Source organism: Photobacterium jeanii (assembly GCF_001650345.1).
In the GTDB taxonomy this organism is placed as follows: Bacteria; Pseudomonadota; Gammaproteobacteria; order Enterobacterales; family Vibrionaceae; genus Photobacterium; species Photobacterium jeanii.
Window position 1 is genome coordinate 522,683 of record NZ_LVHF01000033.1, and the last position, 16,169, is coordinate 538,851.

Below are 16,169 nucleotides of genomic sequence, written 5' to 3' on the forward strand. Positions count from 1 at the left end.
TCGTATATGTGTGATTTTTATTCAAAACATACTACTCGTTGATTTTAAAGTGATTAATCATTATTTCTACTATCAAAAGCAATGCACCTTGTGAATTCGAACTGCAAGCTTGTCGATGCATCTATATGACGGCGATACAAGAAAATAAAGGTGTAAACACTTTGTGGTCATTTCCATTTTTCAGACACTAAAAAGGCCGCTAAAAAGCGGCCTTAAGAATCAGGTAAACTGAGCTTACTCTTTACCAAACACGTTGTTTTCTTGTTCTTGAACGCGGATGAAAGTGGTGCGCTTAGTTAGCTCTTTAAGCTGCGCAGCACCTACGTAAGTACAAGTAGAGCGCACGCCACCCATGATGTCTTGGATAGTGTTTTCAACTGGACCACGGTATGGCAATAGTACGGTTTTACCTTCAGCAGCGCGGTACTTGGCAACACCGCCTGAGTGTTTGTCCATCGCTGACTGTGAAGACATGCCGTAGAACTTCATGAAAGTTTTGCCGTCTTGCTCGATGATTTCACCGTTACTTTCTTCGTGACCAGCAAGCATACCGCCTAGCATGACGAAGTCAGCACCGCCACCGAAGGCTTTCGCTACATCACCAGCACATGCACAACCACCGTCACCGATAATACGACCGCCAAGGCCGTGAGCGGCATCAGCACACTCAATGATGGCAGATAGTTGAGGGTAACCAACACCGGTTTTAACGCGAGTAGTACATACAGAACCTGGGCCAATACCTACTTTAACAATGTCGGCACCAGCTAGAATTAGCTCTTCAACCATATCGCCAGTAACAACATTACCTGCGCTGATCACTTTAGTTGGGAATTCGGCACGTACTTTCTGTACATATTCCACAAGGTGCTCAGAGTAACCGTTCGCGATATCAATACAAATGAAGATAAGATCATCAGAAAGCGCCATGATATCTTTGGTTTTTTGGAAGTCAGCGTCTGACGTACCAGTCGATACCATTGCATTGTTAAGAACAGACGTATCGTTGTTTTTAACGAAGCCAGCCCAGTCTTCAACTGTGTAGTGTTTATGAATAGCAGTCATTACATTGTGTTTAGCCAATGCTGCTGCCATATCGAAGCTTCCCACTGAATCCATGTTTGCGGCAATAATAGGTACACCTGACCATTGACGACCGCTGTGCTTGAATGTAAACTCGCGGGTTAATTCAACTTGAGAACGGCTTTTTAGGGTTGAACGTTTTGGACGAAACAGTACATCTTTAAAACCCAGTTTCAAGTCTTGTTCGATACGCATGGTAATTCCTTATCTTATCTCTTATCGAATTTTTGCTCTCAATCTTTCAGTCGTTGGCAGACGACGGATAGATCTCTGTTGAGCAGGCACAAAAAAACCGGAGCGTTGGCAGACGCTCCGGTTTTCAGCATTATAGGCTCAGAAAATTTATTAACAAGCCTGATAATCAGATTTTTTTTGTGTTACCTTTACAAAGATTGAATCTTACCAAAATGTAAAAGTGAATAATCGCTTTATGTCAAAATATTCGGTTTTCTCGCTTTATACCTTCCATTCTCACTAAATTCTTGCATAATCCTTTTCTGACAAAACGCATTGAAAATTGCGGTATTTATTTGAATGAAATGCTGAGTAATTATCAGCTAGAGTGATAAATCTATTTATCGTTTTAGCCAGTAAAAACAACAGTACAAGCTTGCAGTGAATTTAGGGTTAACTTTGTTTAGTAGAAGAAAAATAAAGAAAATTTTCCCACTCGACTTTTATGGTGAAGAAAGTGGTTGGCGCTTTATTATTCGGGCTCAAGAGCCGAGTGAAGTGCTTGATGCGATGTACTGGCGTGCGTACATCACCTGCCACCGTAAGAAGGTTGACTTGATTCACCTTGCGACTGATAAGTTTAATTATCGCTATAACTACTCGACTGGTGAAACGTCGGACATGCATTTTGCTGGTGGTACAGCACCGATCCGAGTCAATATGATGGGGCCGATAGTCCCGATATCTGCCATCATGGCACGTGTAGAAGCTGGCGACTTTATTCAAGAATAATCTCCATCGCAAATTATGAACAATCAGACCCTTAAAGGTTTGGTTGTTCAGTCATTTCTATTTATCTTTCCTTTTCTAAGCTAAAGCTGCTAAGTTTAAATTAACACGCAATTGTTTGATAAAATCCTATGGAAACATAAGGTTGCTCATAGTCTGGCTTGGTGAGTTGGCTTAACTCGTATTACACAGACAGCAGATGATCGCAATGATTTTGATGCCAGCTGAAAGCGTGAAAGCGAATAAGGATTACAAATGAAAAAAATAACAACAAGGATGGCACAGAGTTTATTGAGGGCTGGGATCGCGATGGCTGTGGGTGTGCCGATGATTGCTAGCGCAGCAACACTGCCGCAACTTGATGGTGTGTGGCAATGCACCTCAGAAGAAACCAATAATGCGACTCAAAAAAGTTGGGTATTGTACGATTTCTCAGAACAGGGGATCGTAAAGTCACAAGAGTGGATTCAATACCTTAACGAACGCGAAATTCAACTTGAATACAGTCTATTTGTTAACTATCAGTTTACCCAGAAAGGGGATGATTACATGCTCAAGCCGATCAAAATGGCGCGAGAGGTTGTGTCAGATCCTTTAGATATTGATCCTTTTAATGCAGAGCAGATGCGTGATCTCAACGGCTATCGTATTTTCTTCAAGCCGAGCTTAACTGCCAGCGATGAAGCGCAGTTTGAAATGTGGTACCACATTACACCTAACCACCATTTCACGATGGATTGTGAGCAGAAACCGACTAAATTTGCAGGTGTTAGCTTTAAATAGCAAAGTTAAAACGCAACAAATAAAAGTGAGTCATTGTTTCTTTTTACTGTAACGAGCAGCAAGACTCACTTAAATTATTTGTGTTTATTTAAGTTCGATATTATTTACGGTGAATGTTTATAATGTGAACTTAATGCCAATTATAACTGTGGACATTTATCATCATAAATATCGTTAACCCAACTTGGATTATCAATGAATGGGTTTCGATTTCCTTGCCATTTCACTGCTTTTTCATGACGTTGTTGTTCCCAGTTATCAACGGGGTCTGCATTATGCCATTGTAATAAAGTACAAAGCTTACCAATCTTTGGCTGCCCTGAAGTACTTGATGTGTCATTAACTAAATATAGATCAGGCATGTTGGCATCATTACCTTGGTAGCGAACTGCCATGTAGAAAATAGCACGTGCTGTATCACCTTTAACGGCATCACGAGGTTCGAAAGTTGTAGATGTCGTTTTATTAAATGGTGATTTACTGATTGGCTGACCGCCGTAACCAAAGTCTTTGTTTGATCGAATAGAGTTAATTTGTGCGTCAGTTGGTTGAAGGTGATGAATATCTGTGTATCCCCATTGGTTTTTACGTTTAAAACCGAAGGACTTAGGCCATAAGTGTTCACGGTTCCAAGCGTCGCGGTTATTAGAGCCTGAAGAGTTGAAGTCTTTAGCTTGGGAGCGGCCGCTGTAAAACAAGATCACGTTCTCTGGGTTGGCTGGATCTTGGTTTGTGTCTTTGAGTGCACTCCATACTTGGCTGTAAGTCAGCTGCTTGTGTCCTCGTGCTGCGATAACCGCCAGCATATCTTTTAGCGCATCACCATGAAGGCCTTGAGCTTCAACGTAATAACCTTCCGGGTAATTGGCGGCATAGCTTGCAGGTGCAGCAGCGATTAATGCCGATGCCAATAGGCACGACAATGTGAATGTCTTTTTCATAATTATTCCTATTCGTAGAGTGTAAAGTACTTATCAATATGTTTATTTATTACTCATTTTTTGGATGAGAATTTTTAATCAGTCGTGTTTTTTTAGGCTTAATGGCGTGAAAGATAACATAATAATTATGCTGCTTGTTTTACAGCAACTTGAGGTTGCAAGTAAAAAGTATTCATTAAGTGAAAGCAAGTAGGGTAATTAAAAATGTGAGAGAGCTTATATTGATTGATATAAATAACGCTATGCGGGTGTCATATTGTCAGTACTGACTAAGGGGGATGTTATAAATATAACTTTCTATAAAACCATATTATAAAATGATTTTTAAATTTATTTTTTACTTCACTGTTTTAACCTCACTGACTTACCAAAATTGTTTCAGCCATACTGAGATATTTATGCATGGATGGTTTAGTTATATTAAATTTTAATTTCTTACCTTATTGTTAACTGCGCTGGTGGAGTTAATAGAAATAGTGAGCCAAATAAAACGTTAAAAGGAATCGGAAATGGATACTCAGGCTGAGAAGTCCATAGCACTAGGTCGTCCTGATGAGTTATATCGATAGGCTTTCACGGCTTCGCTCTAGCAAGCGTTCTTGATATTGGGCAGGCGTTAACCCTCGTTGGCGCTGGAAGGCTTTACTAAAGCTCTGTGGGTTACTGTATCCCAACAGGTGAGCAATCTCTGTAATAGGCTTTCCTGCCTGTAAATATTGAATCGCCAGATTACAAATCACATATTGTGTGATGTTGCTAAATGTCCAACCATGTTGGTGAAGTCGGCGTTGGAGTTGTTGTTTCGATAGTCCGAGTGTTTTGGCGACTAGATCGATCTTTGGCACACCATAGCGACGAGCATAATTCACCACTTCAAACATCACCTTCGCGCTGTCGTGGGGTTGCGGCATATTGAGTAAATCGTCTAGCTGAAGGTTAGATACCATCATTGGGCGGCTGATCGAAAACGCTTTTTCACTGCCTTGGCGTAAGATCCCAAGATCAATCCATACCTTGGTCATTGGTGCATTCCACTCAATGGCACAGCCAAACCAACGTTCTAATTTACTAATGGTTGATGTTGATGCTTGCTTTAGCGCACCACTGATTTGGATTTTGAGTGGTGCATAATCTGCGCCCATGTAATGACGTAACGCGTTCACTTCCATCATCGCGACGCGAAGACTGTCTAATACCCGCCCGTAAGATTGGGTATAGCCGCTGTCGTAAGTCCACTTCATGATTTTGCCTGATTGTTCACCGTGGTAGCTGGCGCCAGATTGCAGGCAAGATGTCCCATAATTTATCCGTCTAACGGCTAATGCCAGATCTGGACTTGATAAATACCATTCACCAAATGTTCCCATCTCACTAAAGCAAATAGAAGGCGCGAGTTTGACCATAAAGTTAGCGTCTTGCGCTCGTTGTTCTGCTTGTTCAAACCATCCAATGAAATCATCAAAAGGCACAAGTGCTTTGGGCTCTGATAACAAGCTTGTTGGTACACCGAGATCGGCGGCGGTAATAGCGAAGTGTTTTCGGATTGCATCGAATACAACCTGAGCGTAGTTAACGCGGATAAAGCTGAGATTGAACATGGCGATGAAAGCTTAAAAGGAGTGGTGGAGGTTTGATTGTATCAGTAAATAATTAATTTTGATTCAATCTGTCCGTATTTACTGATGGGTTCACATTTTTGATGACAATGGCTGCAACAAGAATATGAATGAATTCAACTGATTTACGGAGTTGATCTTATGAGCCTTTTTAGTATGCCTTTTGTTGGAAGCGGTGTTGATACCACGCTTCATGTGATTGCCGGTGTTGTGATGGTGGGGACTATCGCGGCAGCAGCGTTTGGTTTCTGGCGTTTACATGAGCTGCCAATTAAAAAAGCCCACAGTAAAGAACACCACCAGTTGGGGCTTATCACAGTATTAACGTGGATAGGTTTTATATGGCATTGGGTGTGGGTGATCGCGGTGGTCATTGCTTTTGTTGACGGTGAGCAGGCCCTTCGACGCATTCGAGATATTTGGAAAGGGGAGGCGGATAACAATGAACGCCATTCAGCTACGTCGTTATCAGCCAATGATCACATTGTAAGTTCACAAACAGCAGACAACAAAGTAGCAGCTAAAGGGGTGACAAATGCTTGAGGGTTTAGCGGTATGGGCACTGTTTATTTACTTGCTGCGCATGGTTGGCATGCCGTGGAACAAGTTCACTAAGTCTTTTGCGTACCTTGGTGGTGGCGGTTGGCTGTTGTTTGTATGGGTAGGGTTGATCACTTTTGCGCCAATGGATTTGTCTGGTGGTTCGGTAGTGCAATCACCGCATGTGCAGCTTCGTCCTGCTAATTCATCCATTAAAGGCAAAGTGACGGCAATTCATGTTCGCCCAAATGACAAAGTTACCAAAGGTCAGTTGATATACGAACTGGATGATGAGCCATATCAGATTGCATTAAACATGGCGCAAACCAAATTGGATTCAGCCAAAGTTGCCTACGAAATGGCACAAGAGGATGTCGATATCCAAAAAGCCAATCTCGATGCAGCTCACAAAGACATTGAGATTGCTAAAAATCAGTTAGCGGCAGGTAAAGAGGATCTCAAGCTCAAGCAAACCACACTTCATCGTTTTGTTGAGCAGAACCGTGTGGTGCAGCACACAATCACTGACAGCAAGATGGATGAGCAACGTACGCTAGTGGAAGTGGCAAAAGCACAGCAAGTGACGTTCGCGAGTCAATTAGAGAAGGCTAAGTTAGCGGTGAATAAATCTCAGCTTTCGTTAGAGAAAGCGAAATTGACCGTTGATAGTCGCCAAGTGGATGTGGCATCGCAGCAAGAAAATGTCGCTCAGGCACAGTGGAATTTAGAACAAACCAAGGTGTATGCCCCAGCTGATGGTTATTTAACGAACTTCATTATGCGTGAAGGTCAGTACGTGGGTTTAATGCCTCGTATTCAGATGTATACCGATGAAAAGTACGTGTTAATGCGTGTGAACCATCAAGCGATCCGTAACGTAAAAGTAGGGCAACAGGCAGAATTTGCGTCGGCGGTTTACCCAGGAAAAATCTTCAGTGCTGAGGTGGAAGGCATCATTGAAGCGACTGGTGAATCGCAAGGTAGTTTGCTGGCTCGTGATGACAATGTGCGTCAAGTGACAGGTCAAAACGTAGCAAATAAACACCACTTTGTACGTTTGAAAATTAACGAAGATGTTGAGCACGACATCCCCGTTGGCTCGGTGGGGTTAGCATGGATCAGTGCAGAGAAACCAATCTCCTTCCTTGGTTTCCTTGACGTGATTCGCGGCATCATTATTCGCCTGAAATCGCAGATCTTCTACGTATGGTCGATGTAAGACTTTTTATAACAAGAACGTGACCTAATTCCGGAGGGCGGTTTATTCCACTACTGTTTTAAATGGGCTTATATTAAGCCCACTTAATTAAGCTAGTCGCCTGATTTTTTCTACTTTAGTGTAGTTCGGCTGTAACCCTTTTAAGGCTGGGGTTGCAGCCTTTTTTTTATCTCAAGATTTGATCCCATGTGATTAAATAGTTGATTGATTTATACATTTTCTGTTGTGGTTAGAGGCTGTTTCTTTGTTGTGGTTGGGAACAAAGCACGCAAGCGACGTAACGCTGGTTTTTCTAGCCAATGGTAACTCAAGCTCGATACCGCAATCAGGATCGCACTGAATACAATGAGGGAAGTAGCTAAAGCTGTAGTTCTGGTTTGGAGATACCAGATCATCGTTGTATGGGGTGACAGGTAATTAATAACTTCAACGCCCACCAGAAGTAATACCGAGTGCCACAGATAAACTGAGTAGGAAATATCACCGAGGTATCTCGTCAACTTGTTATCAAATAGGCGCAAAAATACCGAAGGTCGGTCGCTCTGGTTAGCTCCTAAGAAAACCAAAAGTGCGAACAGTAGGTAAACCGTTAAGATCTGAGCCATAGCCAGCTTGTGGTGCATTAGCACGAGCAGGGCAATGACGACAGCAAATAACAACCAATCTTGATTTATCCATTGTTTTGCCTTCGGCGGTAGCTTAATCAAGCAAAGCCATGCGCCAAGAGAAAAGCCGCATAAGCCACGCAGAAACGCTGGGATGCCACTGGTTAAATCTATTTTGCCAGTTGTGCTGATCAGCCCGTAGAGTAGCAAGAACACAAACGGTGGCAGCCATAGGCTTCGCTTGGCATTAAACGCCAGCAACGCCATAACAATGGGAAATAGCATGTAACACAGCCACTCAATACTGAGTGACCAGCCCGGAAAGTTCCAGCTCAGCGGTTGCCCTGTAATCCCTTGCAATAAAATCACGTTAGCAAACAAGGTTTCACTGGTGTTGAACGGTCCTTTGAACGCGGGTAGTCCGGTCAATCCCCAGCTATCAAGCAATGAACCACCATAAAAGCCGATACTGTTGAAATGCTTAAATGTCTCCCAGCCAACCATGACCAGCAGAGTTGCGATAAATAGCGGATAAATACGACTAAAGCGCAGCCACATAAACTGTCGCCATTTGGAGCCAGTACAGCCAGCTTGAAATTGCTGACGGTAGACATGCATCATCACAAAGCCGCTAAGAATAAAGAAAATATCAACCCACAAGTACGCGTTTTCAAGAAACAAACTGTAGCTTGCAATCTCTTCTCGCCATTGGGGATACAGAACTAAACGCGCATGAAAAAGCGCGACAATAAAAGCAGCAAAACCACGAATAGCGGTAAGCAAAGGTAATTGGCGTTGCATGGTGATAATTCCTTTATCAAGTCGGCTTAACTTGCGTTAGCAATTTGAAGTTACTTTGGTAAAAGCACTGAGATATAGGCAGAGTAGCATTGTGATTATTCGAAGAATGTGATTGATTTAATTATCATTTAGTTTCATCGAAGTTGCGATTGGAAATGGGAATGACGTTATAAATTGCATTAACTTTGATTAAATCAAAGATTAAGAATATTTAATCTTGGCGAAGTTTATTGGCGAGTGAAATAGGAGTTGGGTAATGTTTGACGATCCAGTAAGTAGAAATAATAAAAGTCGTCAGGGTGGCGCTTTGAATAAACATCATACCACTGGTAGAGAGTAGGGCGTTATTGATTGCAGTGTAGGCCAATAGAAGTGAGAACTCACTCGCTTGCCCAAGCCTGATACTAAGCTCTTTCTTCATGGTTGGGCTCTCTTTCGCGAGAGTAAAAGCATGTCGAAATCCCCACGTTTTAAGGCCAATGAGTAACACGCCAAACCCAATGCCAAATAGGGTATACATTTGCCCTGTAAAGATTTGCATCTTCGCGCCAACCGCAAAGAAAAAGAGGATCAAAAAGAACTCACGTAAGGGTTTTAAATGTTGAGCAATAGCTTGCGACACTTTGCTAACAGCAATTGAAAGCCCTGCAATAAATGCCCCGCTTTCGTAAGAGAGTTGAATATAGTGGCTCGTCATTGCCCACAATAAACACCAAGCCAAAGTCGTAATAAAGCTATATTCCTGAATTACATCAAACTTTTGAAATAGCGGCAGAATTAAATACTTAACACCTGCAAAAGCACAAAAACATAATAGAGAAAACTTAATAATTAACAGCGAAAAGGCAGCGATAAAGCTGTGTTCGCTATCGACGTTAAGTAGCAAAATAACAGTGATCGCGAGGATATCTTGCACCAGCAAAATACTGGTCATGACTTCCCCCATTCGTTTGTGGTGCAAGGTAGTTGTAGGGATCAATTTAAGCCCAATCACGGTGCTTGAAAACATCAGGGCGGCAGCAGCGATAAGTGCATCATGAAGGGCGAGTTGGATAGTTAGTGCGAAAATAAAGGTACAGGCAAAGAAGAAGCCGCAGGTACCAAGGGTGATGAGGGCACTTTCTTTAAAGAGGTTGATAAGCTTACGTGGTTGTAAATTAAGCCCCAGCAAAAACAGCAACAAGATGACCCCAAGGTGCCCAATCTGACTAATATGCTCGGCGTTTTTGACCCAGCCAAAGCCATACGGGCCTAAGATCATTCCTGCGGCGATGTAAGCCAGAATGATCGGTTGGCGCGCATAGAGAAAGAGTGTGCCGAGAACGGCAGAACTGATCACAATGGCGCAGAGTTCAAAAATGAACAGTGCAATATCAGATGGCATTGGGTTGGTACAACTTAATTAACAACCCTTTAAGCATAATAGGCTTTGTCTTGTTCTGAATGAAAAGTTCTGATCACTGCTTTGAGAGCCTAAATGAAGCGCCAAAAAGACGGTTATTGGGTTTAAGTTCCTCATAATTCACCAGTAAATCAATATATTAAGCAATTTGTAGCACGCTAAACTGATTTTGTTGTTACTGACTTGTTAATCTTGGTCGGTATAACTGTCCATTGCGTTTGTGTTGGATTTATTATCTTTATTTTTATGTTTAAGTGAAATAAGTGACCAAGATCTATTGGCAAAACGAGAGGTTTGGTGAATCCTAAATGTAGCGTAAATGTTAACTTTAAGTCTGATGTTTGCGCTAAGAAGTGGCTCAAGGAGTTAGCCACAAAACATGAGGAGCTAATGATATGCACGCGACACTCGAACCGACGTTACAACTCACTCAACTGAGTGGTCAGGCTGTTAACGATCTTTCACCGTCATTTCACCATTTACCTAAGACGACCCACGCTGACGGACAATACCGCCTGCGTCGTTACTCAATCGTAAAAGTCAGTGAACAAGGGGTCGAGCATCTACCTGCGCGTGCTTTCATGCAAAGTGACGATATCAATCACTTTCAAGGCAATGTATCACGTCATTTTGAAGTGATTGAAGATGCCGTATTACAAAGCAAAGGTATGTTTGAGATGTGCCAATTATTCAAACAAGCCAATCAGCTAATGGATGATGATGAAATTGAAATTCATCAAATTCGTATTGCCACCTCAGAGCAAGAAACTCAAGTGGCACCTGAAGGTGTTCACCAAGATGGTTTTCAACATATTGCCGTGATCGGTATTGAACGTCACAACATTGAAGGTGGCGATTTTATGGTGTATCGCGAGCATGATGAACCGCCATTTTTAAGTATGGAATTACAGCAAGGTGATGTGGCTATGTTGGCTGATGATCAACTTTGGCATAACGCTCGCCCAATCAAAGCGGTGAAGCAGTCGCACCTCGGTTATATGGATGTGTTTGTGATGACGGCAAAAGGAGCACTGTAATGGGGTTTTCAGTTGAGCAAACACGTCAGCAGTTTCCGGCACTACACCAAATGGTGGATGGATCGCCCGTTTGTTTTTTTGATGGTCCAGGTGGGGCACAAGTACCGCAGTCAGTATTGGATACCATGACAGCGTATTTAGGACGCTTTAATTCCAATTTAGGCGGTGCATTTTTCTCTAGCGCAGTGACAACGTCACTTATGCAGGAGGCGCGCAGCGCCGGACAAGCTTTATTAGGGGCTGAGTCACCAGATAACATTGTGTTTGGTGCCAATATGACTTCACTGACCTTTCAGCTTAGTCGAACGATTAGTCGTGACTGGCAACAAGGGGATGAAGTGATCGTGACTGCATTGGATCATTATTCTAATGTATCGAGTTGGCAGCAAGCGGCTGAGGACAAAGGCGTCACAGTGCACCAAGTGGGTGTAACGACGGAAGATTGCTCGTTAGATTATGAGCAATTAGCGAACTTGGTATCAGCGAAAACACGTTTAATCGCAGTGACCTATGCTTCAAATACAACGGGTACTATCGTTGATATTGCGAAGGTTGTGAAACTTGCTCGGCAGGTTGGGGCGCAGGTGTATGTTGATGCTGTTCATTATGCGCCGCATGGCCTGATTGATGTGCAGCAATTGGGTTGTGATTTTCTGGTGTGCTCTGCCTACAAGTTCTTCGGACCGCATTTAGGTGTAGCGTACATTGCACCGCAGTGGTTACAAACCCTCACGCCTTACAAAGTAGAGCCTGCTACGAATGAAGGACCAGGGCGATTTGAAACCGGTACTCAGAGTTTTGAAGCTTTAGCGGGTTTTGTCGCAACGGTGGATTATCTCGCCCAATGGGGTTTTGAAGATTTACCGTTGCGTGAGCGCTTGGCACAAAGCTTTGCAGCCTATCAAGCACATGAGCAGGAATTGAGTGCTTACTTCCTTGAAAAATTAGTTAAATACAGCAACGTCAGTTTGTATGGTGTGGCTGGTACACATGCGCTTGATAAACGCACCCCAACGTTTGCGATTCGTATTCGTGATGTTATGCCGCAAGATGTTGCGAGCCATTTAGCCAAAGGAAATATTTGCGTATGGAGTGGTCACTTCTATGCGTTAGGTTTAATTAAGCAACTCGATTTGCTGGATAAAGGCGGAGTGATCCGCATTGGCATGATGCATTACAACACCACGTCAGAAATTGACGCTTTGTTTGAGTACCTAGCCCCATTTTTGATTGAGGCAGACCGCTAGAGTTTGCCCAATAATTTCCCCCTACTGTCACAGGCTCACCCGAGCTTAAGCACCACTTCGAATTTCGGCTTGAAGTGGTGTTTTACTTTAACCATGTCTATTAATCTCACGAACTTGCAAATAATTTACGCTTATCACCACCTAATTTAGAGCAAGGCATAATTCAGCTTGATATAATTACTGCATATTTGAGGGTATTTAGCCCTATACGCTGAAAGTTAAAGAGATTCGACTATGTTGAAATATATTGTTATTGCCTTGGTAGGCTTGGGTGTGTACTTAGGTGTAACGTACAAAGATGAAATCGAAGATGTGACGAATTCACGTCCGATGGAAGAAGTACAAGACATGTACGAAGATGCTCAAGACCAAGTGTCTGATAAAGCAGAAGAGTTATCTTCACAGCTAAAAGATCTGACTAAGTAATCTTTATTACAAAAACAGAGTCTGAAAAACATCAAGTCAATTGTTGATGACATAAAAAACGGCAACCCTCGGGTTGCCGTTTTTGTATGCTTTTTATAAGCAGCAAGCCATTAAGAAATGGTTTGTGCTGGTGTTTCGTTCGCTTCTGCTGCACGGCAAGCTGCGGCTGTGAAAATCACATCAGTCGAGCTGTTTAGCGCTGTTTCTGCTGAATCTTGAATTACACCAATGATGAAACCAACTGCAACAACCTGCATTGCGATATCGTTTGGAATACCAAACAGGCTACATGCAAGTGGGATAAGTAGCAGAGAACCACCAGCAACACCTGAAGCACCACAAGCCGATACAGAGGCTACCAAGCTCAATAGCAGTGCTGTTGCGATATCAACTTGAACACCTAACGTGTGTACTGCTGCAAGTGTTAGAACTGTGATTGTGATTGCCGCACCACCCATGTTGATGGTTGCACCCAGTGGAATAGACACAGAGTAAGTATCTTCGTGCAGATCTAAGTCTTTACATAGCTGCATGTTAACTGGGATGTTTGCTGCCGAGCTACGGGTGAAGAAAGCAGTGATACCACTTTCACGTACACAACGCAGTACCAGTGGGTATGGGTTTTCTCTGGTTTTTACAAATACGATCAGTGGGTTTACTACAAACGCAATGAAAGCCATTGAGCCTAGTAGTACACCAAGTAGGTGAGCGTAACCTGCTAATGCAGAGAAGCCTGTTTCAGCAAAAGTGTTAGCAACTAGACCAAAGATACCGATTGGCGCTAAACGAATGACGAAGCGAACAATCAGTGTTACACCTTCAGACATGTCGTGGAAGACTTGTTTTGTCGCATCGCTTGCACGGTGCAGAGCAAAACCAAGTGCAATAGCCCAAGCCAAAATACCAATGAAGTTACCTGTCATTAGAGCGTTAACTGGGTTATCAACCACTTTAAACAGTAAGGTGTTAATGATTTCTGCAATGCCTTCTGGTGGCGTTGCGTTTGAACTGTCAGCAACAAGCGTCAAAGTGGTAGGGAAAAGGAAGCTCATTACAACAGCGGTTAGGGCTGCCATGAAAGTGCCGAATAAGTACAACAGGACAATAGGTCGCATGTTGGTGTGGGCACCTTTTTTCTGGTTAGCAATTGAAGATGCAACCAAAATGAAAACAAGGATAGGGGCAACAGCTTTTAGGGCACTAACAAAAAGACTACCTAAAAAGCCGACTTGTGTTGCTGATTCTGGGCTTACGCTAGCAAGTAAAATACCAGCCACGATGCCGACGAGGATCTGGATTACCAGGCTTCCATTCGCGACCCGGGCAAGAAATGGTTGTGATTGACTCATAATACATCCTGAATATTTATCATTTATCGAAGCGTTTTATTTGGCTTCCGTAACATTTTTTAACAGGATCTAAGTGCAATTGCTAGTCATCTTTTTAGAAACTCCTGCTTAACACCACATTAACTTGTTTTCTTGAGGGATTAATTTTGCCTAGGAAACCTTTGATGCAACTCACAGTTATGCATCTTGTTGTGTTAACTATCAGAATGTGTATTTGTTAAAATTAAGTGTGAGAGGAGCGAATTTAAGCTTCTTTAAATCACTGCTTTATTATGGTAATTGCAAATGGTAAATCTGCAATTTTGATGAATAGTAGGTGAATGGCTTATACCTATAGGTATTGGTGATATTTTTATCTGTAGTTGCTTTGAAGCGAATGTAAAAGAAAAGGTAGCCCTCAGGCTACCTTTGTTAAAAGCGGGTTAGCTTATAAACAATGAACTGCATTTTATCGTTTGTTGGGTTTACCTTGTGTTTTTTCTGGCACCAAAGAGGCGAGAACTTGCTTATTTGCCGAACTTTGCTTGTTTTCTTTGGCTGCGGCTAATAGCGATAACAGTGTTTGTTTATCCCACTCTTTTGGTTGCTGACCATAATGAGCAGCCATCATTTGATTGATTGCTTGCTCCAGCTGCACAAGATAATCGTCTTGGTACGCGTTACGATCTAGCTGCTTGAACAAGGTTTGTACCTGCATGGTTTGTTCATGGTTAACCGCATCAATAAGCTGCGCAATCTTCGCTTCATCACTCTGAGCAATAGTTGGTTTAGCTTTGGTTGCGGTATCTTGGCTTTGTGATAATGGATTGCGTTGACGCGCTTTAAACCACATACCTAGTGTGAGTAGCCACAGTGAAGTCATGATTGCAGTGAGCCAAGGCCACATACCAGCATCTTTCACGATTTTTACTTCAGCTGGTGGCTGTTCAACCTGCGTGGCGGGAGCGACTTGACTATCGTCAAGAACAGGTAGCTGAACGTTGTTGCTATTGTCTCCTTCAAGCACTTTAACGGTTATGCCGTCTACCGTGGTAGTTTGCTGCTGGTTGGTGTTTGTGTCCCACCAGTTAATCTTTAACGGTGGTAGTGTTAGTTCACCAGCAGTGCGAGGAATGATCACTTGCTTGATCATCATACTGGTATAGCCGTCACGCTCACCGTAAACAGGCTTCTCATCGTAAACACGAACCGAGCGCGGGTAATCAATATTGATATTTGGCATGTTGCTTTGTGCTACATGCTTGATGCGTAACGTGATGATGCGGGTGATAGGCTCACCTACTTTGAATTCGCTGGTGGTGATTTCCGGTTGCCAGTTTTGGTCAAGTTGGAGATCGGTAGTCGGTAACCATAAACCTTGGTAGTTGCTGGGTTTAGCTTTCACATTTAGCGTAATGTCGTCGGTTTGCTTGCTAAAAGGAATGCTGAGAGTAGAGCCAAAGCCACGGCTTCCGCGCACAAGGTTAGTTTTAAACTCTGCGCCACTTAATACGATGTTGCCAGCTTGCTGTGGCGTTAATTGGTATTGGCGCGTAATTTCAATATAACGGCGGCCATTAAGAATACGCTCTGCTTGCTTATCGTCACCCAATTGAATGATGTCGATGCCTTCTGCTTTCGGTGCCACTAAAGCAGCTTGATCAATTTGTTCAGCGATTAAGATCTTCACCGTTAACTTGGTACTTTCGCCAACGTAGAGCGATTGTTTTTCAAGTTTGCTACTGAGCTTGATCTTAGGATCATTGGCTGATGCTTGGCTGTTAGCAGATTTGAGAACCTGAATCGAAATCGGCTCACTTTCTGTTGCTCCAATACGAAACGCTGGAATGGTAAAAGTACCAACCGCTTTGGCTGCAACAGCTAAACGCCATTGCGTGGTACGAGAAACCACGCCGTTGATGTAAGAGCTATTACTGCTCACACTTGGACGACCGTAAGTGAAGTCTTTATCGAGCGCAGAGAGAGCTAAGGAATCGGGATTTACATTGCTATCAATGCTGATTTCCAGTTGGAAGACTTCGTTAACCGCAACGATGTTTTTACTTACTGTCGCTTCAACTTGCGCAGCTTGGGCGCTAAAAGCAATTAAAGAGGCAATTGCGATAACAAAATGCGTCATCCAATGGCGCAATTGCGATGGAGTAGAGTGCTTCATTC

The 16,169-nt window shown here is 42.9% G+C and carries 14 protein-coding genes; 7 read left to right on the forward strand and 7 right to left on the reverse strand.

All coding sequences use genetic code 11. From position 1 onward, the window contains the following. Positions 1-234: 234 nt before the first annotated feature. Positions 235-1,278, reverse strand: a complete 1,044-nt coding sequence (locus tag A3K86_RS19775) for a GMP reductase (protein WP_068335505.1) — start codon at positions 1,276-1,278, stop codon at positions 235-237. A gap of 438 nt (positions 1,279-1,716) precedes the next feature. Here A3K86_RS19775 and A3K86_RS19780 point away from each other — a divergent pair, with 438 nt between their 5' ends. Further along, positions 1,717-2,049, forward strand: coding sequence for a hypothetical protein (locus tag A3K86_RS19780; RefSeq protein ID WP_068335509.1), 333 nt, complete (start codon positions 1,717-1,719; stop codon positions 2,047-2,049). A 252-nt stretch (positions 2,050-2,301) separates the two neighbouring features. Continuing rightward, the gene (locus tag A3K86_RS19785; protein WP_146145594.1) at positions 2,302-2,829 is read left to right on the forward strand and encodes a hypothetical protein; all 528 of its coding nucleotides are present in this window, start codon (positions 2,302-2,304) and stop codon (positions 2,827-2,829) included. A 140-nt stretch (positions 2,830-2,969) separates the two neighbouring features. Here the strand turns inward: A3K86_RS19785 and A3K86_RS19790 are convergent, their stop codons facing one another. Both A3K86_RS19790 and A3K86_RS19795 read right to left on the reverse strand, forming a co-directional pair. After that, positions 2,970-3,770 carry an endonuclease I family protein gene (locus A3K86_RS19790; RefSeq protein WP_068335519.1) on the reverse strand — a complete coding sequence of 267 codons (801 nt, stop codon included), beginning with the start codon at positions 3,768-3,770 and terminating at the stop codon, positions 2,970-2,972. Between the two features lie 557 nt (positions 3,771-4,327). After that, positions 4,328-5,368 (reverse strand): AraC family transcriptional regulator, encoded by a 1,041-nt coding sequence (locus A3K86_RS19795; RefSeq protein WP_068335521.1) that lies wholly within the window; start codon positions 5,366-5,368, stop codon positions 4,328-4,330. A gap of 159 nt (positions 5,369-5,527) precedes the next feature. Here A3K86_RS19795 and A3K86_RS19800 point away from each other — a divergent pair, with 159 nt between their 5' ends. Both A3K86_RS19800 and A3K86_RS19805 read left to right on the forward strand, forming a co-directional pair. After that, positions 5,528-5,929 (forward strand): MFS transporter, encoded by a 402-nt coding sequence (locus A3K86_RS19800; RefSeq protein ID WP_068335524.1) that lies wholly within the window; start codon positions 5,528-5,530, stop codon positions 5,927-5,929. Continuing rightward, positions 5,922-7,145: an HlyD family secretion protein gene (locus A3K86_RS19805; protein ID WP_068335526.1), complete on the forward strand. Its 1,224-nt coding sequence runs from the start codon at positions 5,922-5,924 to the stop codon at positions 7,143-7,145. Before A3K86_RS19800 ends, A3K86_RS19805 begins: the two co-directional genes overlap by 8 nt. Positions 7,146-7,354: 209 nt before the next feature. Here the strand turns inward: A3K86_RS19805 and A3K86_RS19810 are convergent, their stop codons facing one another. Then, a complete protein-coding gene (locus tag A3K86_RS19810) occupies positions 7,355-8,551 on the reverse strand; it encodes an acyltransferase family protein (protein WP_068335528.1) in 1,197 nt (398 codons plus the stop codon). A gap of 211 nt (positions 8,552-8,762) precedes the next feature. Beyond that, positions 8,763-9,935 (reverse strand): cation:proton antiporter, encoded by a 1,173-nt coding sequence (locus tag A3K86_RS19815; protein WP_068335529.1) that lies wholly within the window; start codon positions 9,933-9,935, stop codon positions 8,763-8,765. Between the two features lie 413 nt (positions 9,936-10,348). Here A3K86_RS19815 and A3K86_RS19820 point away from each other — a divergent pair, with 413 nt between their 5' ends. The 3 genes from A3K86_RS19820 (at position 10,349) to A3K86_RS19830 (ending at position 12,663) form a co-directional block, all read left to right on the forward strand. Continuing rightward, positions 10,349-10,990, forward strand: coding sequence for a 2OG-Fe dioxygenase family protein (locus A3K86_RS19820; RefSeq protein ID WP_068335532.1), 642 nt, complete (start codon positions 10,349-10,351; stop codon positions 10,988-10,990). Beyond that, entirely contained in the window at positions 10,990-12,237 is a 1,248-nt protein-coding gene (locus tag A3K86_RS19825) for a cysteine desulfurase-like protein (protein ID WP_068335535.1), read from the forward strand. Before A3K86_RS19820 ends, A3K86_RS19825 begins: the two co-directional genes overlap by 1 nt. A gap of 234 nt (positions 12,238-12,471) precedes the next feature. Further along, on the forward strand, positions 12,472-12,663 hold the full coding sequence (locus A3K86_RS19830; protein ID WP_068335538.1) for a hypothetical protein: 192 nt from the start codon (positions 12,472-12,474) through the stop codon (positions 12,661-12,663). Positions 12,664-12,773: 110 nt separating this feature from the next. Here the strand turns inward: A3K86_RS19830 and sstT are convergent, their stop codons facing one another. Both sstT and A3K86_RS19840 read right to left on the reverse strand, forming a co-directional pair. Further along, entirely contained in the window at positions 12,774-14,012 is a 1,239-nt protein-coding gene (gene sstT, locus A3K86_RS19835) for a serine/threonine transporter SstT (RefSeq protein ID WP_068335542.1), read from the reverse strand. A gap of 448 nt (positions 14,013-14,460) precedes the next feature. Next, a complete protein-coding gene (locus tag A3K86_RS19840; protein ID WP_162844306.1) occupies positions 14,461-16,167 on the reverse strand; it encodes a BatD family protein in 1,707 nt (568 codons plus the stop codon). Between the last annotated feature and the right edge of the window lie 2 nt (positions 16,168-16,169).

Excerpts from the sequence above, each read along its gene's own strand:
- A3K86_RS19810 (WP_068335528.1), bottom strand. The coding sequence starts at position 8,551 with ATGCAACGCCAATTACCTTTGCTTACCGCTATTCGTGGTTTTGCTGCT.
- sstT (WP_068335542.1), bottom strand. The coding sequence starts at position 14,012 with ATGAGTCAATCACAACCATTTCTTGCCCGGGTCGCGAATGGAAGCCTG.
- A3K86_RS19785 (WP_146145594.1), top strand. The coding sequence starts at position 2,302 with ATGAAAAAAATAACAACAAGGATGGCACAGAGTTTATTGAGGGCTGGG.
- A3K86_RS19795 (WP_068335521.1), bottom strand. The coding sequence starts at position 5,368 with ATGTTCAATCTCAGCTTTATCCGCGTTAACTACGCTCAGGTTGTATTC.
- A3K86_RS19840 (WP_162844306.1), bottom strand. The coding sequence starts at position 16,167 with ATGAAGCACTCTACTCCATCGCAATTGCGCCATTGGATGACGCATTTT.
- A3K86_RS19805 (WP_068335526.1), top strand. The coding sequence starts at position 5,922 with ATGCTTGAGGGTTTAGCGGTATGGGCACTGTTTATTTACTTGCTGCGC.
- A3K86_RS19830 (WP_068335538.1), top strand. The coding sequence starts at position 12,472 with ATGTTGAAATATATTGTTATTGCCTTGGTAGGCTTGGGTGTGTACTTA.
- A3K86_RS19815 (WP_068335529.1), bottom strand. The coding sequence starts at position 9,935 with ATGCCATCTGATATTGCACTGTTCATTTTTGAACTCTGCGCCATTGTG.
- A3K86_RS19790 (WP_068335519.1), bottom strand. The coding sequence starts at position 3,770 with ATGAAAAAGACATTCACATTGTCGTGCCTATTGGCATCGGCATTAATC.
- A3K86_RS19825 (WP_068335535.1), top strand. The coding sequence starts at position 10,990 with ATGGGGTTTTCAGTTGAGCAAACACGTCAGCAGTTTCCGGCACTACAC.
- A3K86_RS19775 (WP_068335505.1), bottom strand. The coding sequence starts at position 1,278 with ATGCGTATCGAACAAGACTTGAAACTGGGTTTTAAAGATGTACTGTTT.
- A3K86_RS19820 (WP_068335532.1), top strand. The coding sequence starts at position 10,349 with ATGCACGCGACACTCGAACCGACGTTACAACTCACTCAACTGAGTGGT.
- A3K86_RS19800 (WP_068335524.1), top strand. The coding sequence starts at position 5,528 with ATGAGCCTTTTTAGTATGCCTTTTGTTGGAAGCGGTGTTGATACCACG.